The organism is Citrobacter youngae, assembly GCF_003818115.1.
In the GTDB taxonomy this organism is placed as follows: Bacteria; Pseudomonadota; Gammaproteobacteria; order Enterobacterales; family Enterobacteriaceae; genus Citrobacter; species Citrobacter youngae.
This window is the reverse complement of the sequence record NZ_RPOI01000008.1, coordinates 139,050-160,138: the sequence shown is the minus strand read 5'-3', so window position 1 is coordinate 160,138 and position 21,089 is coordinate 139,050. Positions and strand designations below refer to the sequence as shown.

At 50.4% G+C, this 21,089-nt stretch carries 21 protein-coding genes and 1 pseudogene; 16 read left to right on the top strand and 6 right to left on the bottom strand.

The window, feature by feature from the left end:
• Positions 1-134 precede the first annotated feature (134 nt).
• From EHN13_RS07670 to EHN13_RS07655, 4 genes and pseudogenes are all read left to right on the top strand, one after another.
• Positions 135-530, top strand: coding sequence for a RidA family protein (locus EHN13_RS07670; protein WP_048211514.1), 396 nt, complete (start codon positions 135-137; stop codon positions 528-530).
• Positions 531-556: 26 nt separating this feature from the next.
• Positions 557-1,525 (top strand): threo-3-hydroxy-L-aspartate ammonia-lyase, encoded by a 969-nt coding sequence (locus EHN13_RS07665; protein ID WP_101742274.1) that lies wholly within the window; start codon positions 557-559, stop codon positions 1,523-1,525.
• Positions 1,526-1,651: 126 nt separating this feature from the next.
• Complete coding sequence (locus EHN13_RS07660; protein ID WP_101742275.1) at positions 1,652-2,293, top strand: helix-turn-helix transcriptional regulator; 642 nt, start codon at positions 1,652-1,654, stop codon at positions 2,291-2,293.
• 5 nt (positions 2,294-2,298) lie between these two features.
• Positions 2,299-2,439, top strand: a pseudogene (locus EHN13_RS07655) (pentapeptide repeat-containing protein); the annotation flags it as partial.
• A 74-nt stretch (positions 2,440-2,513) separates the two neighbouring features.
• Here the strand turns inward: EHN13_RS07655 and EHN13_RS07650 are convergent.
• The gene (locus tag EHN13_RS07650; RefSeq protein ID WP_116360036.1) at positions 2,514-2,966 is read right to left on the bottom strand and encodes an SgcJ/EcaC family oxidoreductase; all 453 of its coding nucleotides are present in this window, start codon (positions 2,964-2,966) and stop codon (positions 2,514-2,516) included.
• 545 nt (positions 2,967-3,511) lie between these two features.
• Between EHN13_RS07650 and sapA the strand changes: the two genes are divergently transcribed.
• From sapA to sapF, 5 genes are read left to right on the top strand one after another with little or no spacing between them, the layout of a single operon-like run.
• A complete protein-coding gene (gene sapA, locus EHN13_RS07645; protein ID WP_101742276.1) occupies positions 3,512-5,155 on the top strand; it encodes an ABC transporter substrate-binding protein SapA in 1,644 nt (547 codons plus the stop codon).
• Positions 5,152-6,117, top strand: a complete 966-nt coding sequence (gene sapB / locus EHN13_RS07640) for a peptide ABC transporter permease SapB (protein ID WP_005126482.1) — start codon at positions 5,152-5,154, stop codon at positions 6,115-6,117. Before sapA ends, sapB begins: the two co-directional genes overlap by 4 nt.
• Positions 6,104-6,994 carry a peptide ABC transporter permease SapC gene (gene sapC, locus EHN13_RS07635; RefSeq protein WP_005126480.1) on the top strand — a complete coding sequence of 297 codons (891 nt, stop codon included), beginning with the start codon at positions 6,104-6,106 and terminating at the stop codon, positions 6,992-6,994. The genes sapB and sapC overlap by 14 nt, the downstream gene beginning before the upstream one ends.
• Positions 6,994-7,986, top strand: a complete 993-nt coding sequence (sapD, locus tag EHN13_RS07630) for a peptide ABC transporter ATP-binding protein SapD (protein WP_003020556.1) — start codon at positions 6,994-6,996, stop codon at positions 7,984-7,986. Before sapC ends, sapD begins: the two co-directional genes overlap by 1 nt.
• 1 nt (position 7,987) lies before the next feature.
• A complete protein-coding gene (sapF, locus tag EHN13_RS07625; protein ID WP_048211509.1) occupies positions 7,988-8,794 on the top strand; it encodes a peptide ABC transporter ATP-binding protein SapF in 807 nt (268 codons plus the stop codon).
• A gap of 44 nt (positions 8,795-8,838) precedes the next feature.
• Here sapF and EHN13_RS07620 read toward each other — a convergent pair whose 3' ends face one another.
• Positions 8,839-9,528 (bottom strand): EAL domain-containing protein, encoded by a 690-nt coding sequence (locus EHN13_RS07620; protein ID WP_048212578.1) that lies wholly within the window; start codon positions 9,526-9,528, stop codon positions 8,839-8,841.
• Between the two features lie 511 nt (positions 9,529-10,039).
• Between EHN13_RS07620 and fabI the strand changes: the two genes are divergently transcribed.
• The 7 genes from fabI (at position 10,040) to osmB (ending at position 18,187) form a co-directional block, all read left to right on the top strand.
• On the top strand, positions 10,040-10,828 hold the full coding sequence (gene fabI, locus EHN13_RS07615) for an enoyl-ACP reductase FabI (protein WP_005126472.1): 789 nt from the start codon (positions 10,040-10,042) through the stop codon (positions 10,826-10,828).
• Between the two features lie 216 nt (positions 10,829-11,044).
• Positions 11,045-12,199 (top strand): carboxymuconolactone decarboxylase family protein, encoded by a 1,155-nt coding sequence (locus EHN13_RS07610; RefSeq protein ID WP_124021164.1) that lies wholly within the window; start codon positions 11,045-11,047, stop codon positions 12,197-12,199.
• Positions 12,200-12,288: 89 nt separating this feature from the next.
• Positions 12,289-14,223, top strand: a complete 1,935-nt coding sequence (locus tag EHN13_RS07605; RefSeq protein WP_119922088.1) for an exoribonuclease II — start codon at positions 12,289-12,291, stop codon at positions 14,221-14,223.
• Positions 14,224-14,484: 261 nt separating this feature from the next.
• Positions 14,485-16,476, top strand: a complete 1,992-nt coding sequence (gene pdeR, locus EHN13_RS07600) for a cyclic di-GMP phosphodiesterase (RefSeq protein WP_061068002.1) — start codon at positions 14,485-14,487, stop codon at positions 16,474-16,476.
• A 194-nt stretch (positions 16,477-16,670) separates the two neighbouring features.
• Positions 16,671-16,853, top strand: coding sequence for a YciZ family protein (locus EHN13_RS07590; protein WP_048211505.1), 183 nt, complete (start codon positions 16,671-16,673; stop codon positions 16,851-16,853).
• A gap of 96 nt (positions 16,854-16,949) precedes the next feature.
• Positions 16,950-17,702: a DNA-binding transcriptional regulator YciT gene (yciT, locus tag EHN13_RS07585; RefSeq protein WP_048211504.1), complete on the top strand. Its 753-nt coding sequence runs from the start codon at positions 16,950-16,952 to the stop codon at positions 17,700-17,702.
• A gap of 266 nt (positions 17,703-17,968) precedes the next feature.
• Complete coding sequence (gene osmB, locus EHN13_RS07580; protein WP_003020583.1) at positions 17,969-18,187, top strand: osmotically-inducible lipoprotein OsmB; 219 nt, start codon at positions 17,969-17,971, stop codon at positions 18,185-18,187.
• Between the two features lie 91 nt (positions 18,188-18,278).
• On the opposite strand, the gene yciH is transcribed toward osmB, so the two are convergent.
• The 4 genes from yciH to EHN13_RS07560 form a co-directional block, all read right to left on the bottom strand.
• A complete protein-coding gene (yciH, locus tag EHN13_RS07575) occupies positions 18,279-18,605 on the bottom strand; it encodes a stress response translation initiation inhibitor YciH (RefSeq protein WP_048211503.1) in 327 nt (108 codons plus the stop codon).
• Positions 18,606-19,343 carry an orotidine-5'-phosphate decarboxylase gene (gene pyrF / locus EHN13_RS07570; RefSeq protein WP_124021163.1) on the bottom strand — a complete coding sequence of 246 codons (738 nt, stop codon included), beginning with the start codon at positions 19,341-19,343 and terminating at the stop codon, positions 18,606-18,608.
• 189 nt (positions 19,344-19,532) lie between these two features.
• A complete protein-coding gene (gene lapB / locus EHN13_RS07565) occupies positions 19,533-20,702 on the bottom strand; it encodes a lipopolysaccharide assembly protein LapB (RefSeq protein ID WP_005126454.1) in 1,170 nt (389 codons plus the stop codon).
• Positions 20,703-20,708: 6 nt separating this feature from the next.
• The gene (locus tag EHN13_RS07560; protein WP_005126452.1) at positions 20,709-21,017 is read right to left on the bottom strand and encodes a LapA family protein; all 309 of its coding nucleotides are present in this window, start codon (positions 21,015-21,017) and stop codon (positions 20,709-20,711) included.
• Between the last annotated feature and the right edge of the window lie 72 nt (positions 21,018-21,089).

The window sequence follows — 21,089 nt, the reverse complement described above, 5'->3', positions numbered from 1 at the left end:
GTTTTACGTCGTCCACTGGGCCATGTCGTTGAAAAAAGAGACTGGATGCCAGGATGACGATGGTGTATAAAATAATACAAACAGTATTATTTTATACTAAATGAATCATCAATACTTAAGCTGGAGATTGAACCATGCCCACCAATATTACCCAGAACACAACCACGGATAGCTTCCCGCCAGCAGGCCATTACTCACATAGTGTGACTGCCGGAGGATTCGTTTTCATTTCTGGACAGCTACCTGTCACGACTAATGGCGAAAGAAAAGCGGATGCTTCTTTTGAAGAACAGACCAGACTGGCTCTACAGAATGTTGATGCTTGTCTGGCAGGAGCCGGCGTTTCCCGTCAGCACCTGGTATCGGTACGCGTCTATGTCACGGACATTAATCAGTGGCCGACGTTTAATCGGATCTACGGCGAATGGATCGGTGATTCCCGTCCAGCCCGTGCTGTCGCTGGCGTTGCAGAGCTTCATTACGGCTTTGCCGTAGAAATTGAAGCCATTGCGTTAGCACAACAAGTGTGACTATTAACTGTTACAGGTGAACAACAATGACTGAAATGACACTACCTGATTACCACGATGTTGCCGCGGCCGCTGAGCGTATCGCAGGTTATGCGAACAAGACACCGGTTATGACATCACGAACGGTGAATGAAGAGTTTGGCGCTGACGTTTTCTTCAAATGCGAAAACTTCCAGCGGATGGGGGCATTTAAGTTTCGCGGCGCGATGAATGCTTTGCGCCAGTTTACGCCAGAACAGAGAGCAGCCGGCGTCGTGGCTTTTTCATCCGGAAACCATGCTCAGGCAATTGCCCTGTCAGCAAAATTGCTGGGTATTCCGGCGACAATTATCATGCCGCACGATGCGCCAGCCGCTAAGGTTGCTGCCACGAAAGGGTATGGCGGACATGTCGTGATGTACGACCGTTATACTGAAGATCGTGAAAAAATTGGCCGGGATCTGGCAGAAAAACAGGGACTAACGCTGATCCCACCTTACGATCACCCGCACGTTATTGCAGGCCAGGGTACTGCCACGAAAGAACTGATTGAAGAAGTTGGTGCTCTGGATGCCCTTTTTGTTTGTCTGGGTGGTGGCGGTCTTCTATCTGGTTCCGCACTGGCCGCGCGACACTTGTCCCCTGATTGTCTTATCTATGGTGTGGAACCTGAGGCAGGCAACGACGGTCAACAGTCGTTTCGCAGTGGCAAAATTGTGCACATCGATACGCCGAAAACCATTGCAGATGGCGCGCAAACCCAACATCTAGGACAGCATACCTTTCCACTGATCCAGAAACATGTTAACGATATTCTGACGGTTTCAGATGATGAATTAATTGCCGCAATGAAATTTATCGCGGAACGAATGAAAATGGTCGTGGAGCCAACAGGCTGCCTTGGTTTTGCCGCCGCGAGAGCGCGAAAAGCAGGCCTTCGGGGAAAGAGAATCGGCATTATCATCAGTGGTGGCAATGTTGATATCAACCGCTACAGTGAATTCCTTGCAGGGTAATCTCATTAAGGTATCTGCGGTGCGGATACCTTATCGCTATACGCCTGTTCCAGTCTGGAAAAGAAGCCCCAGGACGCTGTAAACTGGCCGCCATAATGGCAACAGGCATCACTGCAGGAGACTGGCATGCCAAAAACCGACGATAACTCGCTACTCAATCAAATTGAAACCATCGCCAAAGGACTGAGCGATACCTTCTCTCCGTTTTGCGAGGTTGTGGTTCATGACCTCAAGAACCCTGAGCATGCGATCTTATCCATACATAATAATCTGTCCGGTCGCAAAGCTGGCCAGCCCGCAACGGAGCTTGGACTGGCGCGGATCGCATCACCTGATTTTCCTAACATCGTTGCCAACTACAGCAATCAGTTTGCTGATGGTCGCCCGGTAAAAAGTACCTCTATTGGCATCAAGGACGAACAAGGCAAATACATCGCGGCGCTATGCCTGAATGTTGATATGACGCTATTTCGCGGGATGCAGAGTGCGCTTGCACGGTTTACTGAAACCGAGTGCTCACCTGTCAGCGAACACCTCGATCCTGGCAGTAATGAAGTGATTCGCCAGCGTATTGATAACTTTGCGGCTGAACGTGCAACAACGGCGCGAGCGCTGAAAACAGAAGACAGAAAGGTACTGATTCAACAATTGCGTAAGGAAGGTTTACTGAACGTACGAAAATCCATGGATACGGTGGCGCAGCATCTGGGAGTGTCCAGAGCAACCGCATACCTGTACGCCCGTCAGGCTAACGCTATCGGCGAATAAGTTGGTCGTTTGACTGGCGAGCAGCGAACTTCACGCATTGCGATCTGACCAATTCTGAACTGGGTGATTTAGATATTCGGGGCGTCGATTTACAAGGCGTTAAGATAGATAGTTACCAGGCCTCTTTGATCATGGAACGGTCTGGGCGGTTAGCCCTGGTTAATCAAGCCCGCAATACACCTGGGAGCGGTGAATCCCCGCCCCCTACGTATCTGTTCTGTTACCCTTCAGGCATTGCTGAAGAGTGGTGGGTGGAAATTTTCCACGCCTTCCCATCCCATGCGTAAGTAAACGTATAACGGGCCGAAACAGTCGATTTGTCTGCGAAGGTGAAGGTATAGGTACCAGCATCAATCGCCTTATTACAGCCAAGACGAATGGTACGACTGTCAATTTTCCCGGTCGGTTTCTTTGCCAGAAAATGTTCAAAATAATCCTCACGCTCAGCATCTGTTAAGCGGGCTTTATTTGACACCGTGGGAAGTAATACTGCATCACTAAGATAATTTTCAGATACTGTCTTCGCGTTACCCGTTTTCAGTGATTCATTCCACTTGTCGAATAGCGCTTCGATTTGCGCTTTGTTCACCTTCACACATTCTGGGGCCGGAGTCGCAAAAACGGGGCCCGATAAAAGGATCAGTGAACAAGCAAAACCAAGTAATTTCTTCATAGTAATCATTCCATTAATGGTTAGATGGCCACAAGAAGGTCATTGATAACCGGATAGTCAAATCACCTGTAATAACCAATAGAAACCATTAACATACGCCGGGTGTAGAAAATAAAGACGTTAAATAAATGAGTAATTAATACAATGAAATAATTAGATATTTTGGCATTGATGCTCTGTATTTAACATAACCCACTACCTGAATGATTATAGTTCAGCATGCATATGATTTCTGTCCCCCTTCCCGAATCTCTTTAACGCTATCCCTTCCTTACGTTTCGGTACTTGCGACACCCCAGCACATAAATTTGGCATAGCTATACCCTCATGAAACTCGCGCTTCGTTTATTACGGGTCAGATGAGGCATGAAAATGCTAAGATAGTTTATGAGTTATATTCAAAGTGGAGCGCTGGTATGAATATTGACCAGGCCGCGACGTAGAATTTGCGACTAACTGTATGGTTGCCCCCAAACTCAAACGGTAATGGCGAATGTCATTAAATATTAGTAAGATAGCTTCTTTATTCATAGTCCCTTAAAATTATGCGCCTGGTTTTATCAACTCTGATCGTAATGGCTGGACTTCTGAGTGGTCAGGCTGTTGCCGCGCCTCTGCAGACCACGCACGCTGATATTCGTGACAGCGGCTTTGTCTATTGCGTCAGCGGGCAAGTCAATACATTCAACCCACAGAAAGCGAGCAGCGGCCTGATTGTCGACACTCTGGCAGCCCAACTCTATGACCGGCTACTTGATGTGGATCCGTACACCTACCGACTGGTGCCAGAACTGGCTGAGAGCTGGGAAGTGCTGGACAACGGCGCAACCTACCGTTTCCACTTGCGCCGCGACGTTTCGTTTCAAAAGACGGCCTGGTTTAAGCCTACCCGTAAGCTAAATGCAGATGATGTGGTATTTACCTTCGAGCGCATATTTGACCGTCACCATCCGTGGCACAACGTCAATGGCAGCAGCTTTCCCTACTTCGATAGCCTGCAATTCGCTGATAACGTGCAAAGCGTGCGCAAGCTGGATAACAACACGGTTGAATTTCGTCTGACTCAGCCAGATGCCTCCTTCCTGTGGCATCTGGCGACACACTATGCCTCTGTAATGTCGGCTGAATATGCCACACAACTGGCCAAACAGGATCGCCAGGAATTACTCGACAGGCAGCCCGTCGGTACCGGACCGTTCCTGCTTTCAGAAAACCGCGCGGGGCAATATATTCGTCTACAACGTCACGAAAAATTCTGGCGCGGCACGCCCCTGATGCCACAGGTCGTTGTGGATCTCGGTTCAGGCGGCACCGGACGGTTATCAAAGCTCCTGACCGGGGAGTGCGACGTTCTGGCCTGGCCCGCGGCCAGTCAGCTCACCATATTACGTGATGACCCACGCCTGCGCCTGACGCTGCGTCCTGGAATGAACATTGCCTATCTGGCATTCAACACCAATAAACCGCCGCTGGATAACCCCGCAGTGCGGCATGCGCTGGCACTGGCCATTAACAACCAGCGTCTGATGCAGTCTATCTACTACGGTACGGCAGAAACTGCAGCATCTATTTTGCCCCGCGCCTCGTGGGCTTATGACAACGAAGCTAAGATTACTGAATACAACCCGGCTAAATCCCGTGAGCAGCTAAAAGCACTGGGACTTGAGAACCTGACGTTGCAACTGTGGGTCCCGACCAGCTCTCAGGCCTGGAATCCGAGTCCGCTGAAAACAGCGGAACTGATCCAGGCAGATATGGCGCAGGTGGGTGTGAAAGTGAAGATCATCCCGGTTGAAGGTCGTTTTCAGGAGGCGCGATTAATGGATATGAACCATGATCTGACGTTGTCAGGTTGGGCGACGGACAGTAACGATCCTGACAGTTTTTTCCGACCGTTGCTCAGTTGCGCCGCCATCAACTCACAGACTAACTTCGCACACTGGTGCAATCCGCAGTTCGACAGCATTTTACGCAAAGCGCTGTCTTCGCAGCAGCTCTCCTCGCGTATTGACGCCTATGACGAAGCACAAAATATCCTGGCGCAAGAGTTGCCGATCCTGCCGTTGGCCTCATCATTGCGTCTACAGGCTTACCGCTATGACATCAAAGGTCTGGTGCTAAGTCCGTTCGGGAATGCGTCCTTTGCCGGGGTTTCCAGGGAAAAGACTGATGAGGTGAAAAAACCATGATTATCTTCACCCTGCGCCGCTTCTTATTGCTGCTGGTCACCCTGTTCTTCCTGACATTCATTGGGTTCAGCCTGAGCTACTTCACCCCCCATGCGCCGTTACAAGGCGCATCGCTGTGGAACGCCTGGATATTCTGGTTCAACGGTCTGATCCACTGGGATTTTGGCGTTTCCAGTATTAACGGTCAGTTAATCTCAGAACAGCTGAAAGAGGTTTTCCCAGCCACGATGGAGCTGTGTATTCTTGCCTTTGGGTTTGCGCTGATGGTCGGGATCCCCATCGGCATGCTGGCCGGCATCACACGTAATAAATGGCAGGATCGCTGCATCAGCGCATTGGCTCTGATGGGGTTTTCCATTCCCGTTTTTTGGCTGGCGCTGCTGCTGACGCTCCTCTTCTCACTGACTCTCGGCTGGTTACCCGTTTCGGGACGTTTCGATCTACTTTACGAAGTAAAACCGGTGACCGGTTTCGCCATTATTGATGCGTGGATCTCTGACTCCCCCTGGCGCGACGAAATGTTGGTTAGCGCAATCCGTCATATGGTGCTTCCGGTATTGACGCTTTCCGTCGCACCCACCACGGAGGTCATTCGCCTGATGCGTATCAGCACTATTGAGGTCTTCGATCAGAACTATGTCAAAGCGGCAGCCACGCGCGGTTTGTCACGCTTCACCATTCTGCGTCGCCACGTATTGCACAACGCACTTCCGCCGGTCATTCCTCGTCTTGGATTACAGTTTTCCACCATGCTGACGCTGGCGATGATCACCGAGATGGTCTTTAGCTGGCCAGGGCTGGGACGTTGGTTGATTAACGCGATTCGCCAGCAAGACTACGCCGCTATTTCGGCGGGTGTGATGGTGATTGGCTCCCTGGTTATTATCGTTAACGTCATCTCTGATATTTTGGGTGCTATGGCTAACCCTCTGAAACATAAGGAATGGTATGCCTTACGATAGCGTATATAGCGAGAAGCGCCCACCCGGAACGCTACGCACCGCATGGCGTAATTTTTATGGCGATGCTTCTGCGATGGTGGGTCTGTACGGTTGTGCGGGACTGGTCATTCTGTGTGTGTTTGGTGGCTGGTTTGCCCCTTACGGCATCGATCAGCAATTTCTTGGCTACCAACTGTTGCCACCGTCCTGGTCACGCTATGGCGAAGTGTCATTCTTCCTCGGAACTGACGATCTGGGCCGCGACGTATTAAGCCGTCTGCTCAGCGGCGCGGCCCCGACCGTTGGCGGTGCGTTTGTCGTTACCCTCGCCGCCACACTCTGCGGTCTGTTGCTGGGCGTGGTTGCCGGGGCAACGCACGGACTACGCTCAGCGGTGCTGAACCACATTCTGGATACCCTGCTGTCAATTCCATCGCTACTGCTGGCCATTATTGTGGTGGCTTTTGCCGGGCCACATCTGACGCATGCGATGTTCGCCGTCTGGCTGGCTTTACTGCCGCGTATGGTGCGCTCCGTCTACAGCATGGTGCATGACGAGCTGGAAAAAGAGTATGTCATTGCTGCTCGTCTGGATGGCGCGAGCACGCTCAATATCCTGTGGTTTGCAATTCTGCCGAATATCACTGCCGGTCTTATCACTGAAATCACCCGAGCACTGTCAATGGCGATTCTGGATATCGCTGCCCTGGGCTTCCTTGATCTCGGCGCACAACTGCCCTCCCCAGAATGGGGCGCCATGCTCGGCGATGCGCTGGAGTTGATCTATGTTGCGCCGTGGACCGTCATGCTGCCCGGAGCGGCAATTATGATAAGTGTGCTGCTGGTAAATCTGTTAGGTGACGGCGTACGCCGCGCAATTATTGCGGGGGTGGAATAATGCCATTACTGGATATCCGCAACCTGACTATCGAGTTCAGGACCGGTGACGACTGGGTGAAAGCAGTGGACCGCGTCAGCATGACGCTAAACGAAGGTGAGATCCGTGGACTGGTCGGTGAATCGGGTTCAGGTAAAAGTTTGATCGCTAAGGCCATCTGCGGCGTCGCCAAAGATAACTGGCGCGTTACCGCGGACCGCATGCGTTTTGATGATATCGACCTGTTGCGCCTTTCCGCCCGCGAGCGACGTAAGCTGGTCGGTCATAACGTGTCCATGATCTTTCAGGAGCCGCAGTCTTGTCTGGATCCGTCTGAACGTATTGGACGCCAACTGATGCAAAACATTCCCGCCTGGACTTACAAGGGGCGCTGGTGGCAACGTATCGGCTGGCGCAAACGCCGCGCGATTGAACTGCTGCACCGCGTCGGGATAAAAGATCATAAAGATGCCATGCGCAGTTTCCCTTATGAGCTGACCGACGGTGAGTGCCAGAAGGTCATGATCGCCATCGCACTGGCAAACCAACCTCGCCTGCTGATTGCAGATGAACCCACCAATGCGATGGAACCCACAACCCAGGCGCAAATTTTTCGTCTGCTGACTCGACTGAATCAAAACAGCAATACCACCATTTTGTTGATCAGCCATGACCTGCAAATGCTCAGCCAATGGGCAGACAAAATCAACGTAATGTACTGCGGACAAACGGTGGAAACCGCGCCCAGTAAAGATTTGGTGACGATACCTCATCACCCTTATACGCAAGCGCTGATTCGCGCCATTCCTGATTTTGGTAGCGCAATGCCGCATAAAAGCCGCCTGAATACCATGCCAGGAGCAATTCCGTTGTTAGAACAGTTGCCCATCGGCTGTCGTCTGGGGCCGCGTTGCCCTTATGCGCAGCGCGAATGCATTGAAACCCCAAGACTGACCGGAGCAAAGAATCATCTCTACGCCTGTCATTTCCCGCTGAATATGGAGAGAGAGTGAGATGGTAGAAACCCTGCTCGAAGTGCGTAATCTGAGCAAAACCTTCCGCTACCGGACGGGATTATTTCGCCGCCAGACCGTCGAAGCCGTTAAACCGCTGAGCTTTACGCTGCGTGAACGTCAAACGCTCGCTATTATTGGCGAGAACGGCTCAGGCAAGTCCACGCTGGCGAAAATGCTGGCTGGGATGGTTGAGCCGACCAGCGGCGAGCTGCTGATTGACGATCATCCGCTAAAATATGGCGATTATTCATTTCGTAGTCAGCGTATTCGCATGATTTTCCAGGATCCGTCAACGTCGCTAAACCCACGGCAGCGTATCTCACAGATCCTCGATTTTCCGTTACGCCTGAATACCGATCTGGAGCCTGAACAGCGCCGCAAACAGATTGTGGAAACTATGCGTATGGTAGGTCTGCTACCCGATCATGTTAGCTACTATCCGCATATGCTGGCCCCAGGGCAAAAACAGCGTCTGGGCCTTGCCCGTGCGCTGATTTTGCGGCCAAAAGTTATTATCGCCGACGAAGCGCTGGCTTCTCTGGATATGTCGATGCGATCACAGCTCATCAACCTGATGCTGGAATTACAGGAAAAACAAGGGATTTCGTATATCTATGTGACCCAACATATTGGGATGATGAAACACATCAGCGACCAGGTGTTAGTCATGCATCAGGGCGAAGTTGTCGAGCGCGGCAGTACGGCAGACGTGCTGGCCTCTCCGCTACATGAGCTGACTCGTCGTCTTATTGCAGGGCATTTTGGCGAGGCGCTTACCGCCGATGCCTGGCGGAAAGACCGTTAATCAGATAATAGCCCACCAGGACGGGAGGGCTATCCGTTCTGTCATCAGTGACAAAACCGGGGCAAGAGTAGCGCGTCAACCTCAGAGAACGTGACTGACGGGAAAATTTCACCCTGCATCGCCCAAACGCCGGCGGTGCAGACTTCCTCGATAAGATGGGTCGTATCTATCCCCTCAACCACAACGCGCTCGCAATATCCCCTGATATTTTTAATCAACACCGGGAAAATTGTTTTTTCTACCTGTGACAGGAAGAAGTCGCGATCCATTTTCACAACGTCAAAACGGCCGCACACCAGCGGACTCGCGCCAATACTGCCAGATCCGAGATCGCCCAACCACAAGGCATTTGGGCCATCACTCAGCGAATTAATCAGCAGGTTGTTCAGGCAAACTGTATTCGACAGAAAGCGTTCTGAGAGTTCCAGCGCAATAAAGGGCATGGAATGCAAGGCCGACTTAATGACGGGATCACCAATTGCTAATAGCGCCATTTCATCAATAAGGCTTAGCGTACAGAGCAGATTATTGTTCTCGAACCAATTACGCTTTTCTGCAATTAACCGAATTTGCTCAAGCATGAAATTACGTTTTTGTTCGCTACTCCATGCCGAAATGATGGAATCTGCGTGTAACGGATGAACCGTCTCAGAGGTGAAGCGGGCGAGCATCTCAACACCCAGCAACTTATCTGTTGTGTCTCTCATCGGTTCCGCGATGAAATGATAGTGCATAAGACCACTCCAATTGATCATAACGTCCTGATAATGCACTTTTAATCACAATCAATCAATAATATCGATCAATGAATCGATATTGATCGATAAAAACAATATATCATAACTAAATGAATATGGTCATATTTTTTGTTTTAAGAATGTTCTTACATTGATATGTGTTAAAACATCGACTAGAGGTCAGATCATACCATTTTAACCCTCTGACGCCTTGTATTTTCACCTTATACCCCTGCTCTTCTCTGGTTGGATGAGGCAGAACCAGGGGGGAGTGATATACTCCTCACGTGCAATGAATAGTGACAGGCCACCAGGTGCTGACAACGATTCCCTGCCCTCTGAAATGCCGATTACTGCTGCTCACCGTCTGGTGAATAGCAGAGAAAGATCGTGACACAAGGGGCAAAGAGTGGGATATAATTTCACACCAATTTCGAGTGACCTTGAAATTGCAATCATAACTCATTGATTGCTAAAAAAATAAGTAATGACTATAAGGATTAAAGCTATGGGTTTTCTTTCCGGTAAGCGCATTCTGGTGACCGGTCTTGCCAGTAAACTGTCCATCGCCTATGGTATCGCACAGGCGATGCACCGCGAAGGCGCTGAACTGGCGTTCACCTACCAGAACGACAAACTGAAAGGCCGCGTGGAAGAATTTGCCGCTCAGCTGGGTTCCAACATCGTACTGCAGTGTGATGTGGCTGAAGACGCCAGCATCGACACCATGTTCGCTGAACTGGGCAAAGTCTGGCCGAAATTCGACGGTTTCGTACATTCCATCGGTTTCGCACCTGCTGACCAGCTGGATGGCGACTACGTGAATGCGGTCACCCGCGAAGGCTTTAAAATTGCTCATGACATCAGCGCATACAGCTTTGTTGCAATGGCAAAAGCATGCCGTTCAATGCTGAACCCTGGTTCTGCACTGCTGACGCTGTCCTACCTGGGTGCAGAGCGCGCGATCCCGAACTACAACGTAATGGGTCTGGCGAAAGCCTCTCTGGAAGCCAACGTTCGTTATATGGCTAACGCGATGGGTCCTGAAGGCGTGCGTGTGAACGCAATCTCCGCCGGCCCAATCCGTACTCTGGCGGCTTCCGGTATCAAAGATTTCCGTAAAATGCTGGCACATTGCGAAGCGGTTACGCCGATTCGTCGTACCGTTACCATTGAAGATGTGGGCAACTCTGCGGCATTCCTGTGCTCAGACCTGTCCGCCGGTATCTCCGGTGAAGTCGTTCACGTTGACGGCGGCTTCAGCATCGCCGCAATGAACGAACTGGAACTGAAATAATCTTTCAGACTTCCTCTATGGGCGACGCTCCGTCGCCCATTATTTTCCTCTCCCTTCTCCTTCGCTCGTGGCTATATATGCTTTTCTGATATTTATTATCACTTAACAATCTTTCATCACCTCATTCGCTTACGTCAGGATATCGCAGCGCAAACGATCCGGCGTACAGGTATGACGACGTATCCGGGTCGCCACTTTTTAGACCAAGGAACGCCCATGGAACAACGCCGAATTGAAGGCAAAAGCCACTGGTATCATGAGACACAGTCCAGTACATATCCGCAAGATGTTCTACCGTTGGTGCCCGAAGCCGCACACGTAGAGGACCGATTTTTGCTGGATCTGACAATACCTGCCGTTGCGCTTTTACCCTTTCAGTCCTGGTTAGAACCTGCCCGTAAACTTGCTCAACTTCTCTTCCCAGTGCATGTTTCTCTGGATTCAATGCACACGTTCAGCGCCTATGAACGTATGAGTACCGCTTTAACCGTCGCACAGGTTTGTGGCGTACAGCGTTTATGTAATCATTATGCTGCACGTCTGACCCCCCTTCCTGGCCCTAATTCATCCAGGGAAAGCAACCACCGACTGGCGCAAATCACCCAATATGCTCGCCAGCTAGCCAGCTCTCCGGACGTCATCGGCTCACGCGATCGCCAGCATCTGGAGGCGGTTGGCCTCACGACCAGCGACAGTGTTCTGATGAATCAAATCGTTGGCTTTGTCGGCTTTCAGGCCCGCGTCGTTGCGTTGTTTCAGGCCTGGTTTGGCCATCCTGTGCGACGCATTCCAGGCCTTGATATTCAGCAATTTGCCGAGGCATCCCCCTTTAGTGCAGAAGAAGCACAGTGGCACACCGCCGACCTGCCAATTGAAAAACATCTTGCCGGCGCAGAAGCACATGCCAGCCATACTCCCATTGTGTTGCAAGCGCTGAGGCCATTACTTCAACACTCACCTGAAGAACTGGCGTTATTTGAAGCGCTTTTTACCAGCACATTACACAGCGATGTGCAATCACGGACATTTTCTCTGACCACGCTGTTCACATCGCGGATTAACGGTAGCGTGTCCTGCTTCAATGAGTACGCCCTCTCAGCCACTGAGCTCACTGAGCTCACTGAGATTATTACCGTACTTCGCCAGGATGAGCGCCAAATACAGCGTTGGGAGCAACGACATCCGGTTGAGCGCGTCACCCTGCAGGCGGTACAATGGCTAACCCGGGCGCCCGATCGCTTTAGCACCGCACTGCTTACTCCGTTACTCGACCAGGGTATATCTTCAGAACAGGCAATTAACGTACTGGCCTGGAGCGGATTGTGCGGATGGTTAAATCGTTTGAAGATCGCGTTGGGCGAGACGTATTAACCGATCCACTTGCTGAAAGAGCGCTTGCTGCGACTGGCAGATTCGCGTAAAACTGTCAGCCGCTCTTTCAGCCACGAAAATAGACAATTATGCTTCAGGACAACCCGCTGCTAGCGCAGCTTAAACAGCAACTACATTCCCAGACGCCACGTGCTGAAGGGGTGGTAAAAGCCACGGAAAAAGGCTTTGGCTTCCTGGAAGTCGATGCACAAAAAAGCTATTTCATTCCACCGCCGCAGATGAAAAAAGTGATGCATGGCGACCGCATTGTGGCGGTTATCCATACGGAAAAAGATCGCGAATCTGCCGAACCGGAAGAACTGATCGAGCCGTTCCTGACGCGCTTCGTGGGCAAAGTTCAGGGTAAGAATGACCGCCTGTCCATTGTGCCGGATCATCCGCTCCTGAAAGATGCGATTCCCTGCCGCGCCGCGCGTGGCGTTGAACATGAATTTAAAGAAGGTGACTGGGCTGTTGCAGAAATGCGTCGCCACCCGTTAAAAGGCGACCGCACCTTCTACGCCGAGTTAACCCAATTTATTACCTTCGCTGACGATCACTTCGTTCCGTGGTGGGTCACACTGGCTCGCCATAATCTGGAAAAAGAAGCACCCGATGGCATCGCCACTGAGATGCTGGATGAGGGTCTGGTGCGCGAGGACTTAACCGCACTGAACTTCGTCACCATCGACAGCGCCAGTACGCAGGACATGGATGACGCGCTTTACGCCGAAGAACAAACGGACGGTAAATTGCAGTTAACCGTCGCGATTGCCGATCCTACCGCCTGGATTGCTGAAGGCAGTAAGCTGGATAACATTGCAAAAATTCGTGCATTTACCAACTACCTGCCGGGGTTCAACATCCCAATGTTGCCGCGCGAGCTTTCGGACGATCTGTGTTCTCTGCGTGCTAACGAAATTCGCCCGGTTCTGGCCTGCCGCATGAGCATCACTGCTGACGGCACGATCGAAGACAATATCACCTTCTTCGCAGCAACGATTGAATCGAAAGCGAAGCTGGCCTACGACAATGTCTCTGACTGGCTTGAAGGCACGGGTGACTGGCAGCCGGAGAATGACGCAATTGCACAGCAGATCCATCTGCTGCACCGTATCTGTCTCAGTCGTGGCGAATGGCGCCATAATCACGCTCTGGTATTCAAAGACCGCCCGGATTACCGTTTTGTTCTCGGTGAAAAAGGCGAAGTACTGGATATCGTGGCGGAACCGCGCCGCATCGCGAACCGCATTGTGGAAGAGTCCATGATTGCGGCGAACATTTGTGCTGCCCGCGTACTGCGCGACAAGCTGGGCTTTGGTATTTATAACGTGCATATGGGATTCGATCCGGCTAACGCAGAAGCACTGGCTGCCCTACTGAAAACCCATGGTATGCACGTTGATGCTGAAGAGGTCCTGACGCTGGAAGGCTTCTGTAAACTGCGTCGTGAACTGGATGCGCAGCCTTCCGGTTTCCTCGACAGCCGCATCCGCCGATTCCAGTCTTACGCTGAGATTAGCACCGAGCCGGGTCCGCATTTTGGTCTGGGCCTGGAAGCTTATGCCACCTGGACCTCGCCTATCCGTAAATATGGCGACATGATCAACCATCGCTTGCTTAAGGCCATCATCAAAGGTGAGACAATTTCCCGCCCGCAGGATGATACGACTTTGCAGATGGCTGAACGTCGCCGCCTGAACCGCATGGCCGAGCGTGATGTGGGTGACTGGCTGTATGCACGTTTTCTGAATGACAAAGCCGGCACCGACACCCGCTTTGCGGCCGAGATTATTGATGTCAGCCGTGGTGGTATGCGTGTACGTTTAATTGATAACGGCGCGGTAGCCTTTATTCCGGCCCCCTTCCTGCACGCGGTTCGTGATGAACTGGTGTGTAGCCAGGAAAGTGGTACGGTCCAGATCAAAGGTGAGGTGGTTTACAAAGTTACTGATGTCATTGATGTCACCATCGCCGAAGTGCGGATGGAAACCCGCAGCGTCATCGCGCGCCCTGCCGTATAATACGCATTAACTCAACGACCTTTCTCTTTTGTGAAAGGTCGTTTTCTTTTTTCCCGACCAATTGCCTGCCACGCACTACACTTCTTCCATCCAGTCAGATTTATTTTTTACTATTTTCCGTTCGCCAGCTTTGCTTTTTCCTGAATCTGGATTACACATAAATATATAAATAAAACAATATGTTCAGCCATCATCACCCTTTGAATTATGGCTACCCTTACTTTTGAGGCTCTATGCGCTTTAAACGGGATAGTACACATCATGAAAGACGTTCGGGAGCTGGCTACGTTGTATAGCTATGTGGGCACCCATAACCCCTACTGGCGTTTGTCAGAGGATTGCGACATCCTGCATTTCTCTATTGACGAAGCGGCAGAAACGAACCAAAACATCGAATTATCTCCTGAGCAAGCCGACCGCATTCGGGAGATGACGGTCATCACGTCAAGCCTGTTAATAACACTGTCGATTGAAGATGACGATATCCCTGTTCACCTGGTCGGGCGGAAAATAAATAAACGCGAATGGGCCGGAAGTGCATCCGCCTGGGATGATACCCCTCCGGTCGCCCGCGATTTGGCACAAGGACTTTCTTTTGCCGAACAGGTGGTCTCTGAAGCCAACTCCGTTATTGTCATCCTTGACCGCATGGGGAACATTCAGCGTTTCAATCGCCTGTGTGAAGAATATACCGGACTCAAAGAACGCGAAGTGATTGGTCAAAGTGTCTTCACGCTGTTTATGAGTCGACGCGAAGCCGCAGCCTCCAGACGCAACATCGATGTTTTCTTTCGCGAAGGTAACTCATATGAAGTCGAACGTTGGGTGAAGACCTGTAAAGGTCAGCGACTGTTTCTGTTTCGCAATAAATTTGTGCACAACGGCAGCGGTAAGAACGAAATATTTCTAATCTGCTCAGGTACCGATATCACCGAAGAACGGCGTGCTCAGGAACGCCTGAGAGTTCTGGCAAATACCGACTCCATTACCGGATTACCTAATCGGAATGCGATTCATGAACTGATCACTGAAGCCATTGAGAATGCAGGAGATACCCAGGTTGGTATTGTGTACCTCGACCTGGATAATTTCAAAAAAGTAAACGATGCCTACGGACATATGTTCGGCGATCAACTGTTGCAAAGCGTGTCACTGGCAATTCTCAGCTGTCTTGATGATAACCAGTTACTGGCCCGTTTTGGTGGCGATGAGTTTATTGTCCTCGCGACTCAAACATCTCAAGTGGCGCTGGAAGCCACGGCATCACGTATTTTGACCCGTTTGCGTCAGCCCTTCCGAATTGGCCTGATTGAGGTTTATACCGGTTGTTCGATTGGAATTTCCCTTGCACCACAGCATGGACACGACTGCGAGAGCGTTATTCGCAATGCCGATACTGCCATGTATACCGCAAAGGAAGGCGGACGGGGACAATTCTGCGTTTTCTCTCCGGAAATGAACCAGCGAGTCTTTGAGTATCTTTGGCTGGATACCAACTTGCGTAAGGCGCTGGAAAACGATCAACTGTTGATTCATTACCAGCCGAAAATAACATGGCGTGGTGAAGTACGTAGTCTGGAGGCGCTGGTGCGCTGGCAGTCCCCTGAACGTGGTCTCATTCCTCCGCTGGAGTTTATCTCCTACGCTGAAGAATCAGGCTTGATTGTGCCGCTGGGGCGCTGGGTTATTCTCGACGTTGTTCGTCAGGTCGCAAAGTGGCGCGATAAAGGGATTAATCTGCGAGTGGCCGTGAACGTTTCTGCTCGCCAGCTTGCCGATCAGACGCTGTTTACCGACCTGAAACAGGTGCTTCACGATCTCAATTTTGAATATTGCCCTATCGATGTCGAATTGACCGAGAGCAGTTTAATTGAAAACGAACACCTGGCACTGTCCGTTATTCAGCAATTTAGCCAGCTTGGGGCACAGATCCATTTAGATGATTTTGGGACGGGTTATTCATCGTTGTCTCAACTGGCCCGCTTCCCACTTGATGCCATTAAGCTGGACCAGGCGTTCGTCAGGGATATTCATAAACAACCCATTTCACAGTCGCTGGTGCGCGCTATTGTCGCAGTGGCGCAGGCGCTTAACCTACAGGTGATAGCTGAAGGCGTTGAAAGTACGAAAGAGGATGCTTTTTTGACCAAAAATGGCGTCAATGAACGTCAGGGTTTTTTGTTCGCCAAGCCAATGCCAGCCGCTGCATTTGAACGTTGGTATAAACGTCATCTGAATAAAAAATTGCGATAACGCAACAAGAAAAGTGCAAGGGATAAACGTGAAAAATAGCCATAAATGGACACTACGTGATGATCATATCTGTATGTAATCACAGAATATATAATATTCTCCAATCATTCATGTTAATACTATTTTTCCCTTCTCTTTTGGCATGAATTTCTGCATCATGAAATTCAAACCTTTTTGACATTAGGATGATGACCATGTCTGATACCGACGCACAACGTCTGGCCGAGCGCATTGATACTGTGCTGGATATTCTCGTTGCAGGCGATTACCACTCAGCGATCCACAATCTCGAAATTCTCAAGGCTGAACTGTTAGATACGGTCAAAGAAGATACAGCGTCTGTGTCAAAAAAACCGAAGGCCCCGTGGGAAATCTGATGACTTCACTCACGTTATGTCGCTGTAGCCATCAGATTTCAGATAACGCAGCTACCGTTTAATTTCCGATACGATATCGCTATAAAAATTAATACTATGAATTCCCGACAACAATCTATTTTGCAGATGGTGATCGATAAAGGTCAGATGAGCGTGGCCGACCTGGCTAAAATCACCGGTGTCTCTGAAGTGACGATTCGACAGGATCTGAACACACTGGAAAAACAGAGCTACTTGCGCCGTGCGCACGGTTTTGCGGTGTCACTGAACAGTGATGATGTCGAAACGCGCATGATGACCAATTTCACCCTTAAACGTGAACTGGCCGAATTTGCGGCGTCACTGGTTAATCCTGGTGAATCCGTCTTTATTGAAAATGGCAGCAGCAATGCGCTGCTGGCCAGAACGTTGGCAGAACAAAAAGATGTCACCATCATCACGGTCAGTAGCTACATCGCGCACCTGCTCAAAGAAACACCGTGTGAAGTCATTCTCCTCGGTGGGATCTATCAGAAAAAAAGCGAGAGCATGGTCGGACCGCTGACTCGCCAATTTATTCAGCAGGTACATTTCAGTAAAGCCTTTATCGGTATTGACGGCTGGCAGGCTGACACCGGCTTCACCGGGCGTGATATGATGCGCTCTGATGTGGTTAATGCGGTTCTGGAAAAAGGCGCTGAGGTGATTGTACTCACCGATAGCTCTAAATTTGAGGCCATTCATCCATACACGCTGGGCCCGTTAGACAGATTCAGTCGCGTAGTCACGGACTCCAGACTCAGCGCCAGCGTGCAAATGCAACTTGAACACTCGGGTTTAACCGTCAATATCATTGATGCTCACGCATAATACTTCAGCAGATGATTTGTCCGCGGGCAGATCATCTTCTCTCTGAGACTTATCCGACAGTCCAATTAAGACTTTTTACCTGTCGTTAACAGGATAAAGTCGTAGAATTAATGTTAGCGATATAACAGGAGCGAACAGTCACCTCAGGATTTGATTGTAACGTCCTGCGCTAAACGGTTTCGCGGAAATATCTTTAGTCGTCCTATTTTGGCGCTATCATTAAAGTGAACTGGATTCCGTGATTCAATAATTCAGGAGAAAGTATTATGTTAGTAACGAGCAAAAAAATGACCGCTGCCATTCTGGCGATTACACTAGCAATGTCTTTGAGTGCCTGCTCTAACTGGTCCAAACGTGACCGTAACACTGCGATAGGTGCTGGTGCAGGTGCGATAGGCGGTGCAGTCCTGACTGACGGCAGCACGCTGGGTACGCTGGGTGGTGCTGCAGTAGGTGGTATTATCGGCCACCAGGTGGGTAAATAATTTACGGTTGAACGGCTCGATATAATAATACGTTTACTTTTTCAGGTTTGTATTATTAGAGAAGCCACGGAGAGCATCCGTGGCTTTTTTATTAGCCGCCGGCCAGCTTAACTTTCATTCCTTTGGCTTCCAGCAGCGATTTTATCAGGTCGCGTTTATCACCCTGAATTTCAATTACACCGTCCTTCACTGCCCCACCACAACCACATTTTTTTTTCAGCTCTGCGGCCAATTTAACAAGTGCAGCGTCATCTTGATCAATACCGGTAATCAGGCAAACGCCCTTACCTTTACGACCGCTGGTCTGGCGCTGGATGCGAACAATGCCATCGCCCTTCGGACGCTCTGCTACCACTCTGGGTTCATCAATTCGTCCGGACTCAGTTGAATAAACCAGTCGAGAGTTTGAGTCGCTCATTTATGCACCTCGATTCAGAGAGGCGTTGATCATCTTCAGCGTTTGCGCCGGATCTTCCGACTGCGTGACTGGACGACCAATCACCATATAATCCACACCAGCGGCCAGCGCCTGCTGTGGCGTCATAATACGGCGCTGGTCACCCGCCTCACTACCTTCAGGACGAATGCCTGGCGTCACCAGCTTGAATGTCTGTCCAAACGCCTGCTTGAACCTCACCGCTTCATGCGCCGAGCATACTACCCCGTCCAACCCACAATTTTGCGTCAAACGCGCCAACTTTTCAGCATGCTCCGCAGGTGACAACGTCACACCAAGATCGGCAAGGTCGCTGGCTTCCATACTGGTCAGGACCGTCACTGCAATTAACAGTGGCGCATCTTTACCAAAAGGCCGTAATGCCTCGCGAGCAGCGGTCATCATTCGTGCCCCACCACAAGCATGCACGTTTACCATCCAGACGCCAAGGTCAGCAGCTGCCGCGACGGCATGCGCCGTGGTGTTGGGAATATCATGAAATTTCAAATCCAGAAAGACGTCGAAGCCACGCTGTTGCAGATCCCGTACCAATTGAGGTCCAAAAAGCGTGAACATCTCTTTGCCCACTTTCAAACGACAATCTCGGGGATCAATTCTGTCGACAAACGCTAATGCCTTATCACGTTTTGAATAATCCAACGCGACAACGACGGGAGAATCAGTAGCAGCACGGGAAGAAGATGAAGCAGTAAACGTCATGACCAGACCTTCTTGATGATGGGCGCACGAACGGCGCAAAATGGGTAAACGGCGTGCATTCTACCTGTGGTAATAGAAAATTAACAGGCGCGTTTACATTTCTGCGAAGCGATGTGGCACAGGAGCCTGAGGGCTGGTTGAAGAAAAATAAATAAGTATGTTGTAACTAAAGTGAATTTTTTTTAAAAATTAAAGCCCGTCCAGACCGCGAATTGGCTTAATGGTTGACCAGGAGCGGCACGATGGGCAGTGCCAGTACAGCGAATAAGCAGTAAACCCACACTTCTGGCAACGATAGCGCGGCTTGCTGCGCACCTGCTCACCAACCATATCGCGCAGGACCATCAGACTCTCTTTTGCGCGCCCTTCTTCTGCTTCATTAAGGTGGTAATCCATCAGTTTATGGAACACACGCATCGTCGGATGACGTTGCAACTGACGGGTAATATAAACCTGTGCAGTATCAGTACCCTCGCGCGCCTCAAGAATATCAGCCAGCATCAACTCAGCGGCAGCACCGGTGTTTTCTTCGACCGCACGGCGTAAAAACTCCGCCCACTCATCGTTTTTACCCAGCTGTTGGTAGCAGCTCTGCAGCATTTCCAGCGTTTCACTGACCAACTCTTTATCCTGGGAGATCACGCGTTGCAGGCATTCAACGGCCTTCGCGTAATCACCCTTCAACATGTAAACGCGCCCCATCATAATCGAGACACGAGCACTGTTTTTGTCTGCAGCGGCTCCTTTTTTCAGCAATGCCATGGCGCGATCCATATCGTCGCTGCCCATTTGCTGCAAGGCCAGTTCACAGTAAAAATGCGCGATTTCAATACGCTGATTATCTTTGCCGAGTTTCACCAGACGTTCTGCAACATCAATGGCTTTTTGCCATTCACTGGTTGCCTGATAGATTTGCAACAGTTGTTGCAATGCCCCCACACGGAAATCCGTTTCATCAGTTAGCTGATTGAACATGTCTTCCGCACGGTCATACAACCCGGCAGCCATGTAGTCACGTCCCAACTGCTGCACAGCCAACAAACGTTGTTCATAAGTCAGCGAAGCACTTTCCATGAGGGTTTGGTGGATACGGATAGCGCGGTCGACTTCACCGCGTGAGCGGAACAGGTTTCCGAGGGTGAGATGAGCCTCAACGGTGCCTGTATCCTCTTTCAACATATCGAGGAACAGATCCACCGCTTTATCTTGTTGGTTGCTCAAGAGGAAGTTAACCCCGGCGACATAGTCGCGCGAAAGACGGTTAGCTTCATCCTGCTTAGTTTGTTGCGCACTTCTGCGACCCATATACCACCCATAGGCAGCGGCTACAGGTAAAAGCAGAAACAACAACTCCAACATAAATAATTATTCCTTCACAACCGACGAGTCGGCAGTTACCGCAACGTCGGTCGCAGGCGCAAGCTGGTTTTCCAGGCGTTTAATTTTGCGTTCGGCGCGCGCAAGAGACACACGAACCTTTAGCCAGAACAGGCCACAAATTAACCAACCAATCGCAAAACCTGCTGCAAACAATACAGCAAGCAGCGTGGAGATACGATACTCACCCTGAGCTAGCAGGTAATTAAACGTTACCTGTTGATCGTTTTGCGCACCCAATGTCACCGAAATAACAAAAATCGCCAACACCAGTAAGAAAATGAGTAAATATTTCACATTACTTCCCGTTATGTGGTTTGAGCGAATAAATCGTGTACAACTTACCGCGTTAAGCCTTTTAAATTACCA